General features: G+C 68.1%; 16 protein-coding genes. 9 read left to right on the top strand and 7 right to left on the bottom strand.

Annotation, left to right across the window (positions count from 1 at the left end; all coding sequences use genetic code 11):
- The first annotated feature begins 2 nt into the window (after positions 1-2).
- The 3 genes from nuoN to AMYAL_RS0120675 all read left to right on the top strand — a co-directional run bounded on the left by nuoN (position 3) and on the right by AMYAL_RS0120675 (position 3,264).
- The gene (nuoN, locus tag AMYAL_RS0120665; RefSeq protein ID WP_020633197.1) at positions 3-1,568 is read left to right on the top strand and encodes an NADH-quinone oxidoreductase subunit NuoN; all 1,566 of its coding nucleotides are present in this window, start codon (positions 3-5) and stop codon (positions 1,566-1,568) included.
- 98 nt (positions 1,569-1,666) lie between these two features.
- Entirely contained in the window at positions 1,667-2,452 is a 786-nt protein-coding gene (locus tag AMYAL_RS0120670) for an alpha/beta fold hydrolase (RefSeq protein WP_020633198.1), read from the top strand.
- 32 nt (positions 2,453-2,484) lie between these two features.
- Positions 2,485-3,264 (top strand): DUF5753 domain-containing protein, encoded by a 780-nt coding sequence (locus AMYAL_RS0120675; RefSeq protein WP_020633199.1) that lies wholly within the window; start codon positions 2,485-2,487, stop codon positions 3,262-3,264.
- On the opposite strand, the gene AMYAL_RS0120680 is transcribed toward AMYAL_RS0120675, so the two are convergent.
- From AMYAL_RS0120680 to AMYAL_RS0120695, 4 genes are read right to left on the bottom strand one after another with little or no spacing between them, the layout of a single operon-like run.
- Entirely contained in the window at positions 3,217-3,969 is a 753-nt protein-coding gene (locus AMYAL_RS0120680) for an ESX secretion-associated protein EspG (protein ID WP_020633200.1), read from the bottom strand. The genes AMYAL_RS0120675 and AMYAL_RS0120680 overlap by 48 nt on opposite strands.
- Positions 3,970-3,996: 27 nt before the next feature.
- Positions 3,997-5,322 carry a PPE domain-containing protein gene (locus tag AMYAL_RS0120685; RefSeq protein ID WP_020633201.1) on the bottom strand — a complete coding sequence of 442 codons (1,326 nt, stop codon included), beginning with the start codon at positions 5,320-5,322 and terminating at the stop codon, positions 3,997-3,999.
- On the bottom strand, positions 5,322-5,927 hold the full coding sequence (locus AMYAL_RS0120690; RefSeq protein WP_084702140.1) for a DUF3558 domain-containing protein: 606 nt from the start codon (positions 5,925-5,927) through the stop codon (positions 5,322-5,324). The genes AMYAL_RS0120685 and AMYAL_RS0120690 overlap by 1 nt, the downstream gene beginning before the upstream one ends.
- Positions 5,927-6,349, bottom strand: a complete 423-nt coding sequence (locus AMYAL_RS0120695) for a hypothetical protein (RefSeq protein WP_039795627.1) — start codon at positions 6,347-6,349, stop codon at positions 5,927-5,929. The genes AMYAL_RS0120690 and AMYAL_RS0120695 overlap by 1 nt, the downstream gene beginning before the upstream one ends.
- A gap of 305 nt (positions 6,350-6,654) precedes the next feature.
- Between AMYAL_RS0120695 and AMYAL_RS0120700 the strand changes: the two genes are divergently transcribed.
- From AMYAL_RS0120700 to AMYAL_RS0120710, 3 genes are read left to right on the top strand one after another with little or no spacing between them, the layout of a single operon-like run.
- Positions 6,655-7,800 (top strand): hypothetical protein, encoded by a 1,146-nt coding sequence (locus AMYAL_RS0120700; protein WP_245192978.1) that lies wholly within the window; start codon positions 6,655-6,657, stop codon positions 7,798-7,800.
- A 26-nt stretch (positions 7,801-7,826) separates the two neighbouring features.
- A complete protein-coding gene (locus tag AMYAL_RS0120705) occupies positions 7,827-9,014 on the top strand; it encodes an AAA family ATPase (protein WP_020633205.1) in 1,188 nt (395 codons plus the stop codon).
- Complete coding sequence (locus AMYAL_RS0120710) at positions 9,011-9,751, top strand: HNH endonuclease (RefSeq protein ID WP_020633206.1); 741 nt, start codon at positions 9,011-9,013, stop codon at positions 9,749-9,751. The genes AMYAL_RS0120705 and AMYAL_RS0120710 overlap by 4 nt, the downstream gene beginning before the upstream one ends.
- Here the strand turns inward: AMYAL_RS0120710 and AMYAL_RS0120715 are convergent.
- Both AMYAL_RS0120715 and AMYAL_RS0120720 read right to left on the bottom strand, forming a co-directional pair.
- Positions 9,727-10,362, bottom strand: coding sequence for an SRPBCC family protein (locus AMYAL_RS0120715; RefSeq protein ID WP_020633207.1), 636 nt, complete (start codon positions 10,360-10,362; stop codon positions 9,727-9,729). The genes AMYAL_RS0120710 and AMYAL_RS0120715 overlap by 25 nt on opposite strands.
- A gap of 113 nt (positions 10,363-10,475) precedes the next feature.
- Complete coding sequence (locus AMYAL_RS0120720) at positions 10,476-11,135, bottom strand: hypothetical protein (protein ID WP_020633208.1); 660 nt, start codon at positions 11,133-11,135, stop codon at positions 10,476-10,478.
- A 179-nt stretch (positions 11,136-11,314) separates the two neighbouring features.
- Between AMYAL_RS0120720 and AMYAL_RS0120725 the strand changes: the two genes are divergently transcribed.
- Positions 11,315-11,620: a DUF6204 family protein gene (locus AMYAL_RS0120725; protein ID WP_020633209.1), complete on the top strand. Its 306-nt coding sequence runs from the start codon at positions 11,315-11,317 to the stop codon at positions 11,618-11,620.
- A gap of 10 nt (positions 11,621-11,630) precedes the next feature.
- Here AMYAL_RS0120725 and AMYAL_RS0120730 read toward each other — a convergent pair whose 3' ends face one another.
- A complete protein-coding gene (locus AMYAL_RS0120730; protein WP_020633210.1) occupies positions 11,631-12,581 on the bottom strand; it encodes a neutral zinc metallopeptidase in 951 nt (316 codons plus the stop codon).
- A gap of 159 nt (positions 12,582-12,740) precedes the next feature.
- On the opposite strand from AMYAL_RS0120730, the gene AMYAL_RS0120735 reads away from it, so the two are divergent.
- The gene (locus tag AMYAL_RS0120735) at positions 12,741-13,766 is read left to right on the top strand and encodes a polyprenyl synthetase family protein (RefSeq protein WP_020633211.1); all 1,026 of its coding nucleotides are present in this window, start codon (positions 12,741-12,743) and stop codon (positions 13,764-13,766) included.
- Positions 13,767-13,781: 15 nt separating this feature from the next.
- A complete protein-coding gene (locus tag AMYAL_RS0120740) occupies positions 13,782-15,113 on the top strand; it encodes a sunset domain-containing protein (RefSeq protein WP_020633212.1) in 1,332 nt (443 codons plus the stop codon).
- Positions 15,114-15,170 lie beyond the last annotated feature (57 nt).

Below are 15,170 nucleotides of genomic sequence, written 5' to 3' on the forward strand. Positions count from 1 at the left end.
CAGTGCACTTCTTGACTCAGGCGCCGGCGGTGCAGGTGCCGTCGATCGACTACTTCGCCGTCACACCGATCCTGATCATCCTCGGGGCCGCGTGTGTCAGCGTGTTGTTCGAGGCCTTCCTGCCCAAGCACATGCGGTGGCCTTCGCAGGTTTTCCTGTCCCTGGTCGGGATCGGGGCGGCGGCCGTCTTCCTCGTCTGGTACGCCAGCTCGTCCGCGCCGAAGAACGGTGTCACGACCTTCAGCGGCGCGATCGCCGTCGACCGGCCGTCGCTGTTCCTGTGGGGCACCCTGCTGGCGCTGGCGCTCGGCGCGCTCCTGCTGATCGCGGACCGTTCGGTCGAACCGGGCGGCGCGTTCGTCGCGCAGGCCGGTATCCGTCCCGGCACGGTCCAGGACCGCGCGCAGGTCGGCACCACCGGCATGCAGACCGAGGTCTTCCCGCTGACGCTGTTCGCGCTCGGCGGCATGATGGCGTTCGTCGCGGCCAACGACCTGCTGACCATGTTCATCGCGCTCGAAGTGCTGAGCCTGCCGCTGTACCTGATGTGCGGTCTCGCCCGCCGTCGCCGCCTGCTCTCGCAGGAATCCGCGGTCAAGTACTTCCTGCTCGGCGCGTTCTCGTCGGCGTTCTTCCTCTACGGTCTCGCGCTGCTCTACGGCTACGCGAACTCCGTGAAGCTGTCGGACATCGCCAACGCGGCCGCCGGTTCGGACCGTTCGGACACGCTGCTGTTCGCCGGGCTCGGGCTGCTCGCGGTCGGCCTGCTGTTCAAGGGTTCGGTCGGTCCGTTCCACACTTGGACCCCGGACGTCTACCAGGGCGCGCCGACCCCGGTCACCGCGTTCATGGGTGCCTGCACCAAGGTCGCCGCGTTCGGCGGGATCCTCCGGGTGTTCTCGGTGGCGTTCGAATCGACCAGCTGGGAATGGCGCGGCGTGCTCTGGGGCGTCGCGATCCTCTCGATGCTGATCGGCGCGGTGCTGGGCCTGACCCAGACCGACGTGAAGCGCATGATCGCCTACTCGTCCATCGCGCACGCCGGGTTCCTGCTCATCGGTGCGATCACGATGACCGAGGAAGGCCTGTCGAGCACGCTGTTCTACCTGCTGGCCTACGGCTTCACCACGCTCGCCGCGTTCGGTGTCGTCTCGCTGGTGCGGGACTCGAACGGCGAGGCGACGCACCTGTCCGCCTGGGCAGGGCTTGCGAAGCGGTCTCCGGTGTTGGCGGGCGTGTTCACGTTCCTGCTTCTCGCGTTGGCCGGTATCCCGCTCACCAGCGGTTTCGTCGGCAAGTTCGTGGTGTTCTCGGCGGCCCTGTCCGACGGGATGGCGCCGCTGGTCGTCGTCGCCCTGATCTTCAGCGCCGTCGCCGCGTTCTTCTACCTGCGGGTCATCGTGCTGATGTACTTCTCCGAGCCGGCCGCCGACGGCCCGACCGTCACCGTGCCCGGCGCGTTCACCACGACGGCGATCACGCTCGGCGTCATCGTCACGCTGGTGCTGGGCCTGGTCCCGGCGTTCGCCCTCGACTGGGCGGGCTCCGGCGGTTTCGCCCTCAAGTAGTCCTGCTGTCGCGGAAGGCCCCCTCGCTGTCGTGAGGGGGCTTTTTCGTGTCAGAGCGACGTCAGGATGGTGTCAGGCCGGGCCGCGATAGTTCCCTCATGACTTCCTCCTCCTGGACCGGAATGCTCCCGGTCGAAGACACCCAGCTGGCCGTCACCGACACCGGCGGCACCGGCATCCCGGTCGTCTACCTCAACGGCCAGTTCGCGACCCAGGGCTACTGGAAGCGGATCCTCGCCGACCTGGGGACGGACTTCCGCCACATCACCTTCGACGAGCGGGCGCGCGGCAAGTCCGGTCGTTCGGCCGACTACTCCTTCGAAGCCGCCGTCCGCGACGTCGATGCCGTTCTCGCGGCCCGCGGAGTGGAGAAGGCTGTCGTGGTGGGCTGGTCCTACGGCGCGGTCGTCGCGGCGCACTGGGCCGCCCGCAACCCGGAGCGCACGCTCGGCACGGTCCTCGTCGACGGTGCCTTCCCGTACGACTGGCTGGACGACGCCATGGAGGCGCGGATCCGGAAGCTGTTCAAGCGCCTGAACCTGTTCATGCCGCTGCTGCGCCCGACCGGCCTGGCGCCGCGCATGTCCGCCGCACAGCAGGCGGAAAGCAACATCGAACTCGGCAAACTCTCGCGGGAGTCCGAGCTGGGCCCGGTGCTCGACGGCATCACCGTCCAGACGCGCTACGTCGTCGCTTCGGGAACTTCCTTGGGCAGCAAGGGTGACGAGCAGGAGCAGATCCGGACCAGCCTCGACGGCGTGACCGCCCGCAACCCGAACATCAAGGTGAGCGCGAAGGTCGAAAGCAACCACGGCGCGCTGCTGAAGAAGGACTTCCAGTCCATTTCGGCTGCGATCCGCGAGGTCGCCCACCTCGGGGAATGACTTGCCGGGGCGCATCGGGCAGATTGCTGGCGATGCCGAAACAGAAGCCCACACCCCAGGCGAGGGCGCTCGCCGAAGGACTTCGAGACGCGCGGAGGGCCGCCAGACTGGCCGCGACCGAGGTAGCGGACAAGCTGGCGTGGTCCCAGCCGACCATCAGCCGGATCGAGACCGGCGCGCGGGCGGCGTCGGCCGAAGAGGCGTCGGCGCTGCTGGCGGTCTACGGGGTCACCGGAGAGACGCGGGACGTGCTGCTCTCGCTGTCACGTGACAGCGGGCCCTGGTGGTTCGCGGATTTGTCTCTGCAGAGGAAAACCCTTGCGCAGTATGAAAAAGAGGCGGTGAAGATCGTCGAATTCGGCACCGTGCTCTTGCCTGGCCTGGTTCGGACCCCGTCTTACGCGAGGGTTGTCGGTTCTCCCGTCGCGGCTGTCGAACGGCAGAAGAAGGTCGTCGCCTATATCGACGAAGGGGCGCTGCACCGTCAGGTCGGGGGGTCACGGGTGATGGCGAACCAGCTCCGGCACCTCGTCTCGATGGCCGAACGCCCCAACGTCCAAGTACGGGTCATTCCCTTCGCGGCCGGAGCGCATCCCGGCGGCGCCTACGTTTTGCTGGAATTCGGCGACGCGCGTTCGGTGGTGTACTTGGAACATCGGCGATCCGGACTGTTCCTGCACCGCCCCGCCGACGTCGAACCCTATCTACAGTCCACTGTGGACGCAGTGGCGCTGGACCCCGCACGGTCGGTGCGCCTGATCGAGTCAGTGATCGAGGCCGGCCCGCAAGGCGGCCACCTTCTGGGCCAATAACGTGGGCTCGCCGGGCAGGACGGTGATGTACCGGTTCCGGGGCGAACCGGTCACGTGCATGGCGACCCGTCCGGTGTCGAGGTCCAGATACGTCAGGCCGTCCACGGCCTCGGTGCGTTTTCCCCCGTCAGGACGCTTCGCCGCGGCGAAGAACCCGACGCCGAAATACGGCTGCTCGAAGACTTCGTCCAACCTCCGCGCTTCGCGGCTTCGCGATTCGGGTTCGTCGTAGAGTTCGTTTCCGGCGTCAAGCTTGAAATCGTCCTGAGGCAGGGAGAACGGCGCGAACCGCGCCGGCGGGTACTCGGGCAGGTTCATCACGAGCGCCGCCGCGCGATCGGCGGTCCGCACTTCCTTCAGCCACACCCGGCTTCCCTCGCAGATCGCCGTCACCGCGGCCCGTCCGCGCACGGCCACGAGCACGCTGTACTGCTCCGCCTCCGTCCGCACCGTCGCGTAGTACTCGGTGTTCGGCCGGTCGAGTACGTGCAGCACGTCCTCGAAATCGCTGGTCAACCGCCTGCCCTCGGTGAACCCGAGCCCCCCGAGCTCCTCGAACGCCGCCCGGTCTTCGCCGTTCCGCGACGACGGCGGCACATACCGCAGCCCGCCCGCGAAGATCAGATGCGGATCCCCGCAACCGGCGTGACGGAACGCGGTCAACAAAGTGTCGAGCGTGATCTCGACCGGGCGCGCGAGCACCACGTGTCTCCCTCCCCTGGGACTGTGGTGCTAGTTCTTCTTCTCGCCGATCACCGGCGGCATCGGCTTCTCGGTGTAGCCGCCGAAGGTCTCGTCCGGATCCGGGTTCTGGAGGTAGGCCGGAGCCTTCTTCTCCTTGTCCTCCTCGCCCTTCCCGCCGCGACCCGCGCCCGCCCCCATCGGCATCCCGTTCGCGCCGCCACGACCGGCTGCCCCGGCTGCCCCCGCCGTACCCCTGCCGCCGACGCCCTCGCCCGGCATCCCGGCGCCGCTCCGGCCACCCATTCCGGGCTGCCCCGCCGTGCCACCTGGGACGCCTCCTCGGAAGCCGCCGCCTGCCATTCCGGGCGCCTTGCCGCCCGTTCCCGGTGCTCCGGTTCCTGGCCCGCCGACCCCTGGCCCTCCGGTTCCCGGACCGAACGGGCCGTAGCCGGGCGGGAAGGTGCCGGGCGGGTTGTACGAGGCGGGAGGCCTGCCATTCGGCCCGAAGTCGAGGTTCGTCGCCGGTGGTACGACCGGTGTGGTCTGGGGCGGCGTGTACGAATTCGCGCGGGTGCCGTCGTCGGGCTGCTGGTGCGTGCCCGGCTGCTGGCCCGGCAGATGCTGGCCCGGTTGTGGGCCTTGTCCGGGCTGCGGACCCTGGCCCGGCTGCGGACCGCTGTCGGCGGGGCCGCCCTGCCCCGGTCCGGGCGCGCCGGTACCCGGCCCGTTCGGCCCACTCGGCCCGCCCGTGCCGCGGTAAGGCTCGCCGATACCGGGATCGCGCCTGCCGTCGGACCCGTCGCCGAACCCCTTCGCCGTCGGTTTCCCGGAGCCGCCGTCGTCCAGGGTGACGCTGCCGCCAGGGTCGGTGAGCTGTGCGTACTGGGCGGGCAGCTCGTCCCCGTTGGAAGTGCTGGCCGCGTGGTAAGTCGAGAAGGTATCGATGTTGTGCTGGCTGTCGTCCCGGTAGCTCTTTAACTTGTCGAAGTAGCCGACAGGCTTGCCCGCCATCAGGTCGAGCGCGTCCTGAGCGGTGGGCTGAGGCTGCGGCGGCACCGGCTTGACGGAGTTCTTCGCGGACCCGAACGCGTCCATCTGGGCTGTGATGGCGTTCTGAGCTCGCGCCAGATGCATGGCGTCGTCCATCGATGCCTCGACGAGTGGCTTCGTCGCGGCTACGGCAGCGTCGCTGGCTCCGCCCTGCCAGCCCGAGGCGGTCTTCTGGGCGAGCGTCGTGAGCCGCTGCATGCGCTCTTGATGCCGCTTGGCCAGGTTGTAGGCACCTTGCTGAGCATCGGAGAGCGAGTCAGTGCCGTCGCCCTTCGTGATCTGCTCGTAGATCTGAGCGGCGGTGAGCGGTCCTTCGGCGGCCATCAATTGCCCCCTCGGATGGTGGCGAGCACCCTGACTGCCGCTTGGCGCGCTGCATCACAGGGATCCTTGTGGCCGATGTTGGCCTCGGACTGCTCCAGCGAGATGCTGACCGTCTCGGTGTCGCTGGTTCCTAGCGCCACCGAGCAGCGGCCCTTGCTCGTGCGCTCATCCTTTGTGTCGTAGATGGTCAACGGGTACCCATCGATCGGCTCGATCGGTTCAACGAGCTCGTAAGCCTTCCCTTTGGCTTCGTAGACCTTTGCGGTGCCTCCGTCCGGTGACCTGCCGAAGATCACGTCAACTGTCGGCCGGGAAGAGGACGGGATGGACCACATGCAGGCGGGGCCCGCATTGCCGTCCCGTGCCTTGTGATCCGTGGGGGCTCCGAGGAGCTCTTCAGCCTGGAGATCACTTAGCGAGTTGCAAGGTGCCTGTTTGAACCGTGCCAGGTCGATCGAGTTTTGGACTCTTGGCACGTCAGAAGCCGGATTCGCCGAGCTCGAGTTTGCTGCCCCGGTGGTCGGGTTAGGAGTGCCGTTGTTCGAGGGTGAGCACGCGGTGAGGACAAGCGTGATGGCGCTGACGAGAAGGATGGTGCGGCGCATCAGGCGATGCCCTTCGGCTGTTGGTTGATGACGGTTACGGCGTGGTCTTCAGCTGTGGCGTACTTACCGAGTGCGGCTATGTACTTGGCGGCCATGTTTTGACAATAAGTGATGCGCTGGTCAAGGGTTTCCATGAGCGCAGAGCCGGACTGTCGAGTGACTCCGGCGTTATCGCCGCTCGCATACTCCTGTCCTGGCGGCTGAGCCTTGGCGATCCGCCTCGCATCGTTGAGGTCGGCCACGTACTCCTTGGCGAGGTCGGTCCACTCCTTCACCAGTTCGTGAAGGGTCGCCTCGTCGTACTTGAACCCCGCGCCTTCCGTGACAGGCGTCCCGTACGAGCCCCCGGTGGGCCGGGCGACGATACCGAGGGCGTCGTTCCAGCGAATCCCTGGTTCATAAGTCGGCGACCCGTCAGGCATGCCCATGCACCCCTGACGCCTCGAACCGATCCCCGCTGAATGGCCGAAGCCGCCCCGAAGTCACCGTCGTCATATGCCCCTCCCGTGGCTACAAGGCGCGTCTCCCCGATGCACCCTGCGTAATCCGACGCCGGGAAGATTACCAGGGTTCCCGGAAGGGCGAACCCGACTGCATAAAGTCCCGTCCCTCACTGAATAGTGTCAATGAACCTGGTGACTATCCGTGAAAACCGTTCAGGTGAACCTGGTCAGGGAAATCGGGTTCTACCTGGTAGTGGACACCCTGAATTCGCATACTCCGCGTAATGAAGTTCCGAAGAGTGATTCTCGGCGCAGTGCTTGTCAGCCTGTTGGCGGCTTGTACGGATTCCGTCGATACACCCCCGCCGAGACCGCAGTTTCCGAAATGGCAGCCGAAACAACCGCGTCCCGCCGATCGTGACGAACAGGCTGTCGACGCGGCGTTGGCCGCCCTCGACTTCTGCGAGCTGATCGACCTGGCGGCCTACGACCGCAGGAAGGGCGGCAACCCCCGGCCCGTCACGCGCGAGCCCAAGGTGAAGGACGGCAGGAAGACGTGCACGCTCTACCGCGACGGTTACGAAGACCTCGTTTACGTCCAGGACATGGATCCGCAGTACACATCGCTCCGGAACGACGGAGCTGTCGTCGACCTGGGCGGGGTGAAGGCTTACCAGGTCGAAACCCGTCGTGAGGGCATGGTCAGCGGCTGTGCGATCACGGTGCCGGTCAGCTTCCGGCGGGCGGTCAAGTTCGAACTCGGGATGAGCCGGAGCAAGGACTGCGGACTCCTCCGCGACTTCGCCACCGCCGGAGCCGCGAAACTTCCCCGTGACCTCGTCTACCCGCCCGGCGGCCAGGACAACGAGCGCGTCGGGGCTTGCGCCGACTGGGTCTCCAACACCAAAGGCGAGAACTGTGATCCGGCCACAAACGCGCAGGTGCCCACGGGCGCCGAGTTGATCCTCGCTGCCGGCGCCGCCGACCCGAACGTCGAATGCGCGGTGTTCCGCGACGCGGTCAAGAAGACCTTCGGCCAGGACTTCGAGCCGATCGCCACGCAGGGTTCCTGTTACTTCGTCGAGCCACGGCATCGGCTGCAGATCGAGGCCGGGGCCACCGCGAACGGCGGCGCGCCGGGGGAGTGGCTCGCGGATCCGAACAAGATCTACAAAGACCACCATCAGGTCTCCTTCAGCGGCAATCCGGGTGTCACGTTCCGCTCGAAGGACGACCGCGAATTCTCCCTCTACGTCTCGCCGCTCGGCGACCTCGGCAAAGTAGGGCATGTCCGGCTCAGGATCTCGCCCCAGCAGGAGCGCGGGATCGACGACTGGGACCGCTCGAAGAGCGTTTCGGTGGTGGACGCCGCCAGGGCACACGCTGTGATGGAACTCGTGATGGCGACCCACTTTCGGACGCCCAGGTGACGCCCGCCGCGTCGTAAGCTTTCTCCATGTACATCGAGCGGGTCCGGCTGGAGAACATCCGCGGCTTCAGCGGTGCCCGCGCCGTCGACCTCCGGCTGCCCGGCCCCGGCTGGGTGGTGCTCGCCGGGCGCAACGGCTCGGGCAAGACGTCGCTGCTGCGGGCCATCGCGGTCGCGGCGGCGCCGGACGTGGCCTGGGGGCTGCTGTCGGACGCGGGCAGCTGGATTTCGATGGACCAGACTTCCGGGTCGATCGAGTTGTCGGTGATGCGCGAGGAGGGGCCCGCGCCGGTCGAGGTTCGCTGGCTCGACTCGGGTCTGCTGCCGATCTCCGGGCTTCCGCCGGGCCAGCCGTTCTGCGCGGCCTACGGGCCTTTCCGGCGGCTTGCGGGCGGCAGCGGTGAGGCCGAGTCGTGGATGCGGGGAGCGGGGTCGCTGGCGCGGATGGCGAGCCTGTTCCACGAAGACGCCTCGCTCGCCGAGGGGGTCACTTGGCTGATCAACCAGCATCTCCGTGCCCTGGAAGGAAAAGCGGGCGCGCGCGAGCTGAAGGACACGGCGCTGGAGATCCTCGGTGACGGTCTCCTGCCCGGCGGCTACCGGATCCGGGACGTCGACTCGGACGGGCTCTGGGTCGAGTATCGCGGCGACCGGTTTCCGTTGCGCGAGATGAGCGACGGCTATCGCACGGTGACCGCGCTGGTGGTCGACCTGCTCAAACAACTCGACGTCGCGGGCCTCGATCACGAGAGTCCCGGTGTCGTGATCATCGACGAGGTCGACGCGCATCTCCACGTGTCGTGGCAGAAACGCATGGGGCCGTGGTTCAAGGCGCATTTCCCGCGGATCCAGTTCATCGTCACCACGCACAGCCCCTATGTCTGCCAGGCAGCCGACCCCGGCGGCCTCATCCGGCTTTCCGGGCCCGACGAGCAGGTCCCGCCGCGCGTGGTTTCCGAGGAGTTGTACGAGCGGGTCGTGTTCGGCAGCGGGGACGACGCCGTGCTGTCCGACCTTTTCGGACTGGACACGCCTTATTCGCCGCAGGCGGTCGAACTGCGGGAGCATCTCGCCGAGCTCGAGTTCCAGGTGGCTTCCGGGCGGGCGGACGCGAAGGGCGTCCGGGAATGGGAGCGCCTGCGCGGCATGCTGAGCAGCTCGCCGCCGAGCCGGGTGGACGAGGTGGCCAGGCGGTTCGAGGCCGACGATCGGTGATCGGGATCCGCCGGATCGCGCTGCCGGAGCGGGTGGTGGCCGATCTCGAAGACCTGACCGCGCGGATCCCTTCCGGTGACAGCAAAGAGGCGCGTCGACTCTGGCGGGTTTCCCGTACCGTACGGCGTTCTTTGCGGGCAGGACTGGACGTCATGGCCGCGGGCCGCGGTTACTGCATGTACTGCGGCGACAGCCTTGGGTCCACTGTGGACCATTTCGAGCCGATCGCGCGGAATCCGGGGCGCGCGTTCGACTGGCTCAACCACGTGCTCGCCTGCGAATACTGCAACAGCCACCACAAACGCGACCTGTTCCCGGTGGACGAAGACGGCAACAGCCTGCTGATCGACCCGACCGCCGAAGACCCGCTGGACCACCTGTTCCTGGTGCTGTCGATCGGGACCTACCGCGCGTTGACCGACAAGGGCGAGCAGACCATCAAGGTGTGCGGGCTGAACCGCGCGCAACTGGCGCGCGGGCGGGAAACGGCGGTCAACCAGGTGAGTGCGCTCGTCGTGGGCTGGTGGACCGCGCGCGAACTGGGGGACGACGCGAAGCGCCGCGCGATGGCCTGGACCCTGCTCGACCAGCCGCACGCCGACGTCCTCCACGCGATGCTCCGGCAGGCGTGGATGCCCGGAGCCCGCGCCGTGTTCCGGGCGGACGACGAGCTCATCGACCTGCTTCGCACCCCGGAACTCGCCGAAGACCTTCAGCTCTCCGGCGGTGCCGTGTAAGCGGCCAGGGTGGCGTCGGCACGTGTGCGGGCGGTGGCCGCGCCGGTTCCGGAGGCGACGTCGGCCTCGTACCAGGCTTCGTTGCTCAGGGTCATGAATCGCACGCCCTCTTCGCTGGTCATCCAGGCCATGGCCGCTTCGGGGTCGGCGGCCTCGCCGGATTCGAGGTGCAGCGCGAGCCCGTTCAGCATCATGTCCCAGCCGATGCCGACGGCACCTGGCCCGAACTGGTTCCAGTGCTCGTTCGGGACGGCGGTGTGGTCGAGTTCGAACCGGGTGCGTCCGTCGGCCTCCGGGCTCAGCCGGACTTCGATCCAGCTGACGTCGCCGCCGTACTCCCAGGTCGCGGCGAAGCTCTTCGGCGGATCGCAGCGTTCGATCGTCCCGCCCGCGTTGCCTTCGAGCTGGTACTTGCCTCCGGCGCGCAGGTCGCCGCTGACCGGCAGGAACCACCGCGGGATGCGTTCGGGGTCGGTGCAGGCGTTCCAGAGATCGTCGATGCCGGTGTCGTAGACCTGGCTGACGGTCGCCGTCACCGCCTCGCCCGCTTCGACCACACGCTTGCCCAGCTTGCGCTGGACGGAGTCGATCTGGCTGGTCACGTCGGCCATCGGTGCCCTCCTCGGCTCGGTTGCGGCCAAGATATCAGCGTAAGCTTATATAAGCCAGAAGAGAAAAGGGGCGCCCGTGCAAGGCCGCGGACGCCCCTTCTCGGAGGGGTGGCTTACGGGGTGGGGGAGCAGGCCGTGCGCCCGAGGACCACTTCGCCGGTGATGTTCGACGCCGGTGCGAACTTGATCCGCAGCATGGTCAGCCCGATGCTGCCGTCACCCGGCAGCGTCTGCTCGTTGAAGATCGCTTCGGCGAGCAAGGTGCCGTTGGACTTGGTGATCGGCTTGACGTAGCCCACCGGCACCGGTGACGGCAGGGTGCCGATCCCGGTCGCGCCGCCGTAGGTCCAGCTCGCGTTCGTGTTGTTCTGGGTCGCCGTACAGCTGACCGAGTACGACCTGATCTTGATCCGCGGGCCGCTCGACGAGACCAGCGCCGACAGTTCGAAGTTCTCCCCCTTGGCCTCCGACTTCGTCGTGGTCACGTCGTTCGCGGGGTCGACGACGGTGGTCGTGCACGTCGACGTGCCGCCACCGAACGTGATCCCGGTCCTGCTCACGGCCCCGGACGAGTTGCTGGTCGGTCCCTCGACCGCGCAGTCCGCGAGCGACGGGATCGAAATCGGCGCCGAGCTGCCCTTGGTGAAGGCGGCGGAGCCGAGCGAGGCAACGCCCGCGGGGTTCGCGGCGGCGGCCGGTGTCACCCCGGCGCCGAGACCTGCCAGCAGCAGCGCGCCGACCAGGCCGGCCCGGCTTGCGATGGTGATACGCATGGGCTTCCTCCTCACGTGACGGAGAGCGAGCCGGATCGGCCGTTCTTCCTTTGTGATCACTATCTGCGTGTCGGATTCGACCGTTGCGTGCGTGACGGTCGTTTCACTCGACCGTGGATCATGGACACCCATTGGATATTCGGATTCGTATCCGGATACAGGTCTGTATATTCGAACGCATGCCGACCTACCGCGTCCTCGTCAACGGCAAGTTCGACCATCCGGACGCCGACACCCGCGCGAAGCTCCTCGCCGAGCTGGATCGGCACCAGGCGATCGGCTTCACCGAGGAGGGCCTGTTCACCTACAGCGCGCACCTCGGCGCGTTCACCTATCGCGTCACGCTGCAAGGCGAAGAGGAACGCGACGTGCTCGACGAGGCCGAGCTGAAGGTCATGGAGCTGCTGGAAGCGAAGGGTTACCCGTATCGCGACGTCGCGGGGAAAGCGACCTGCATGGACGACATCAAGATCCGCCGCCGCTGAACCCGGAGCTTCAGGAGACCTCGTTCGCCGGTGCGGCGAAGGTGTTGCACGCCGACGTGTCCTTCGCGTTCAAGCCTCGCTTCCGCCACAAAGCCGAGCTCTTCGACGAGCCATGGGTGTCGCTGTCCTCGAACGTGCTTTGCCTGAGCTGGGTGACCATCCCGGCGCCGATCGAACCGCGGCCCGCGGCGTTGGCGAGGAACATCGCGCCGAAACAGTCGGCCTGCAGTTCGAGCCGCCTGCTCAGGTCGAGGATCTTCGCTCGGTCGCCGTCCGCCTCGCCGTAGAGCATGTCGTGCTTCGAGAGGATGCCGGATTGCTCCTGGACGTGGTGCCCGTACTCGTGCGCGAGCAGGAACAGCTGCGTCAGGAGGTCGGGCCCGCCGTCCGCGAGCTGCCTCGGCAGCGGGACGAAGATCGTCGCGCCCTCCCCGCAGTAGAAGCCCAGAGCCTCCTCCGGAGGCGGCGGAGGACCACAGGCGGTGTTCTTGACGTCCTCGGCGTTGACTGTGACCGGGATCCGCGGTTCGCCGACCTGGGTCAGGACCGGATGCCACGCCCGCTCCAGGCAGGGGATCAGCGCCAGGTAGAACGCCTCCAGTTGCTCCTTCGTGCCGCGAAGCCTGGGCAGGTCGCAGGTCACCTTCGGCATCGTCGCGCCGGGAGCGACGATCGGGTTGGCCGCCGTCTCGTACTTACGGGTCGGCACCTCCGGTCGTGACGACGGCGACGGCGTCACAGGTGTCACGGACGTGGTGGTGGGGGTCGGCGGCCGGGATTGGACGGCGCCCGCCTTCGACTCCTTCATGCCGCCCACCACGAGCACGGCCACCACCAGCATCACCGCCATGAACACGGCGAAGAGGACGACGGTGATCCACACCGTCGAACGCTGCTCCCGGTGGTCTTCGGCGGGAGGCGCCCACGCCGGTCTGTCGCCGGAATCGTCCGGTCTTTCCATGGTGTTCCCCCAGTTCGTGCCAAGGTCGGCAGGATACGCGGCGGGGGTGTCATGTTCGTCACCGTTTCCCCTGGACAGCAGGTCAACAGGGCTCAGCGGGTAGCCACTACGCTGGAAGCAATCCCGAACGGTGTCAAAGAGAGCGGAGCCGACGTGTCTGTGTCTTCACCTGCCCCAGGTGGTGCCATCGAGGACCTGCGCGCGTCCGTCGGGCTCCAGATCGCCGACGAACAGCTCCTGCGCACCCTCGCGACCGGTCTCGCCGAGGTCGAGACCCTGCTCCGCGACGTCGTCCGCAGTGACGTCAAGGCCGTCGAGGACGCCGCTTCGCACCTGGTCGAGGCGGGGGGCAAACGTTTCCGTCCGCTGTTCACGCTGCTGTCCTCGCAGTTCGGGCCGAAGCAGGGCGACCAGGTGGTCACCGCCGCCGCGGCGGTCGAGCTGGTGCACCTCGCGACGCTGTACCACGACGACGTGATGGACGAGGCGACGATGCGCCGCGGCGCGGAAAGCGTCAACGCCCGCTGGGACAACACCATCGCCATCCTGACCGGCGACTTCCTGTTCGCGCACGCCTCGCGGCTGGTCGCGGACCTCGGCACCGACGCGGCCCGGATCATCGCCGAGACCTTCGGCGAGCTGGTCACCGGCCAGATGCGTGAGACGGTCGGCCCGGCCGAGGGCGACGACGCGGTCGAGCACTACCTCACGGTCATCGCGCAGAAGACCGGCTCGCTGATCGCGACCTCCGGCCGCTTCGGCGGGATGATGTCCGGCGCGCCCGATCACTACATCGACGCGCTCCGCCGCTTCGGCGACATCATCGGGACGGCGTTCCAGATCTCCGACGACGTCATCGACATCGCGTCCGCCTCGGACGAGCTCGGCAAGGCGCAGGGCACGGACCTGCGCGAAGGTGTCCGCACGCTTCCGATGCTGTACGCGCTGGCCGACCCGGCCACCGACCCGCGCCTGGTCGAGCTGCTGTCGGGGCCGATCTCCGACGACAAGCTCGTCGCCGAGGCCCTGGACCTGCTGCGCGCCTCGTCCGGACTCGAACGCGCACGCGAAACTCTTTCCGACTACGCTCGTCGGGCGCGTGCCGAGCTCGCGGCGCTGCCCGCGTCGCCCGCACGGGACGCCTGCGAATCGGTCGCCGACTACCTGGTCGCGCGAACGCATTGACAAAGGGCGGGTTGGATGTCCATTTTCGGACAGGTTTGGCTGTGGAGTCTGCTGGCGTTCGTCGTCGGCGCGCTGCTCACCTGGCTGGTGCTGGTGATCCCGGCGCGCAAGCGCATCCGTGAGCTGGAAAGCTCGTTGGCCGCCTCGCACGTCGAGACGTCCCGGCTGCCCGCCGGGGTGAGCCTCGGCGCGGGTGCCGCGGCCGTCGCGGGCGGAACCGCGTACCTCACGAAGCCGTCGCACGACGAGCTGGACGAGGAGTTCGCGGCCGCCGAGAAGCCGGCGCCCGCGTACCCCGAGACGCTCACCGAGCACGAGCCCGCGCAGCAGTGGACCGAACCGGAACCGGTCGAGGAGCAGGCTCCGGAACCTGTCGAGGACGTCGTCGAGGAGCCCGTCGCGGCCGCGACGCAGACCTTCGAGCCCCAAGACAAGCACGAAGACAAGTACGAGGCCGAGTACCGCACGGAGCCCCAGGCGGACCTGGAGCCCGAGCCGGAGCCGGAGCAGGCGGCCGAACGGACGCAGTACATCCCCGCCGCGCAGCCGGAGCCGGAACCCGAGCCCGAGCCGGAGAACCCGTACGCCGCGGCGGCGACCGAGTACCTCCAGCCCGCCTCGAAGCTGGACGTCGAACTCGAACCGGAGCCCGAGCCCGAGCCTCTGCCGGTCCAGCCGGTCGAAGCGCCGTACCGGTCCCGCCTGGAGATCCAGCTGGACCCCGAGGGCGCCGAGTCGCAGCCGGAGCCGGTGTCGCTGTTCAGTCCCGCGTCGCGCGTGGACACGGAGCAGCCGCCCGCCGAGACCAACTGGTTCGAGCGGGAAGAAGAGCTCCACGACCCACCCGCGTACGCCTTCGGTTCCGACGAGGAGGCGCAGGCAGGCCTTCTCGACTCGGAGCCCGAGACACCCGCCGAAGCCACCCAGGTGCTGCCCAAGCGCACGCCGAGGGGAGCGGTGCGCGGCGGTTTCGAGCCGCCCCAGCCGATCCAGCCGTCGATGCGGGCGATCGAACGTCGTGAGCCGGAACTGTCCGGTGGGCAGAGCGGTTCGCTGTTCGAGCCCGCCGTCCAGCCGGGTGACGCGATGCCCGCCCCGGAACCGCCGCCCGCGCGCCAGGCCGCCGCTCCGGTGGCCGAGTCCGTTCCGCCCGGCCCGTTCGGTCCCGGTTCGGCGATGCCGCGGCCGGGCGGTGGCCGTCCCGCCGACGACTTCGCGGTCAAGGCCAGCGTGACCGCCCTGCGGTACTGCACCGAAGAGTCGCCCCAGTTCCCGAAGATGGTCGCGGAGGTCTGGTTCCGCACCGCCGCCGACGCGGAGCGCGTGGGCTTCCGTCCGCTCACCTGAAGTACATGAAGGCCCCCTTCCTTGCGCCAGGCGCAAGGAAGGGGGCCTTCATGTACT

Source organism: Amycolatopsis alba DSM 44262 (genome assembly GCF_000384215.1).
GTDB classification, from domain to species: domain Bacteria; phylum Actinomycetota; class Actinomycetes; order Mycobacteriales; family Pseudonocardiaceae; genus Amycolatopsis; species Amycolatopsis alba.

Coding starts and splice junctions, on each gene's coding strand:
- AMYAL_RS0120670 (WP_020633198.1), top strand. CDS start 1,667: ATGACTTCCTCCTCCTGGACCGGAATGCTCCCGGTCGAAGACACCCAG.
- AMYAL_RS0120675 (WP_020633199.1), top strand. CDS start 2,485: ATGCCGAAACAGAAGCCCACACCCCAGGCGAGGGCGCTCGCCGAAGGA.
- AMYAL_RS0120685 (WP_020633201.1), bottom strand. CDS start 5,322: ATGGCCGCCGAAGGACCGCTCACCGCCGCTCAGATCTACGAGCAGATC.
- AMYAL_RS0120690 (WP_084702140.1), bottom strand. CDS start 5,927: ATGCGCCGCACCATCCTTCTCGTCAGCGCCATCACGCTTGTCCTCACC.
- AMYAL_RS0120695 (WP_039795627.1), bottom strand. CDS start 6,349: ATGCCTGACGGGTCGCCGACTTATGAACCAGGGATTCGCTGGAACGAC.
- AMYAL_RS0120700 (WP_245192978.1), top strand. CDS start 6,655: ATGAAGTTCCGAAGAGTGATTCTCGGCGCAGTGCTTGTCAGCCTGTTG.
- AMYAL_RS0120705 (WP_020633205.1), top strand. CDS start 7,827: ATGTACATCGAGCGGGTCCGGCTGGAGAACATCCGCGGCTTCAGCGGT.
- AMYAL_RS0120715 (WP_020633207.1), bottom strand. CDS start 10,362: ATGGCCGACGTGACCAGCCAGATCGACTCCGTCCAGCGCAAGCTGGGC.
- AMYAL_RS0120720 (WP_020633208.1), bottom strand. CDS start 11,135: ATGCGTATCACCATCGCAAGCCGGGCCGGCCTGGTCGGCGCGCTGCTG.
- AMYAL_RS0120725 (WP_020633209.1), top strand. CDS start 11,315: ATGCCGACCTACCGCGTCCTCGTCAACGGCAAGTTCGACCATCCGGAC.
- AMYAL_RS0120730 (WP_020633210.1), bottom strand. CDS start 12,581: ATGGAAAGACCGGACGATTCCGGCGACAGACCGGCGTGGGCGCCTCCC.
- AMYAL_RS0120740 (WP_020633212.1), top strand. CDS start 13,782: ATGTCCATTTTCGGACAGGTTTGGCTGTGGAGTCTGCTGGCGTTCGTC.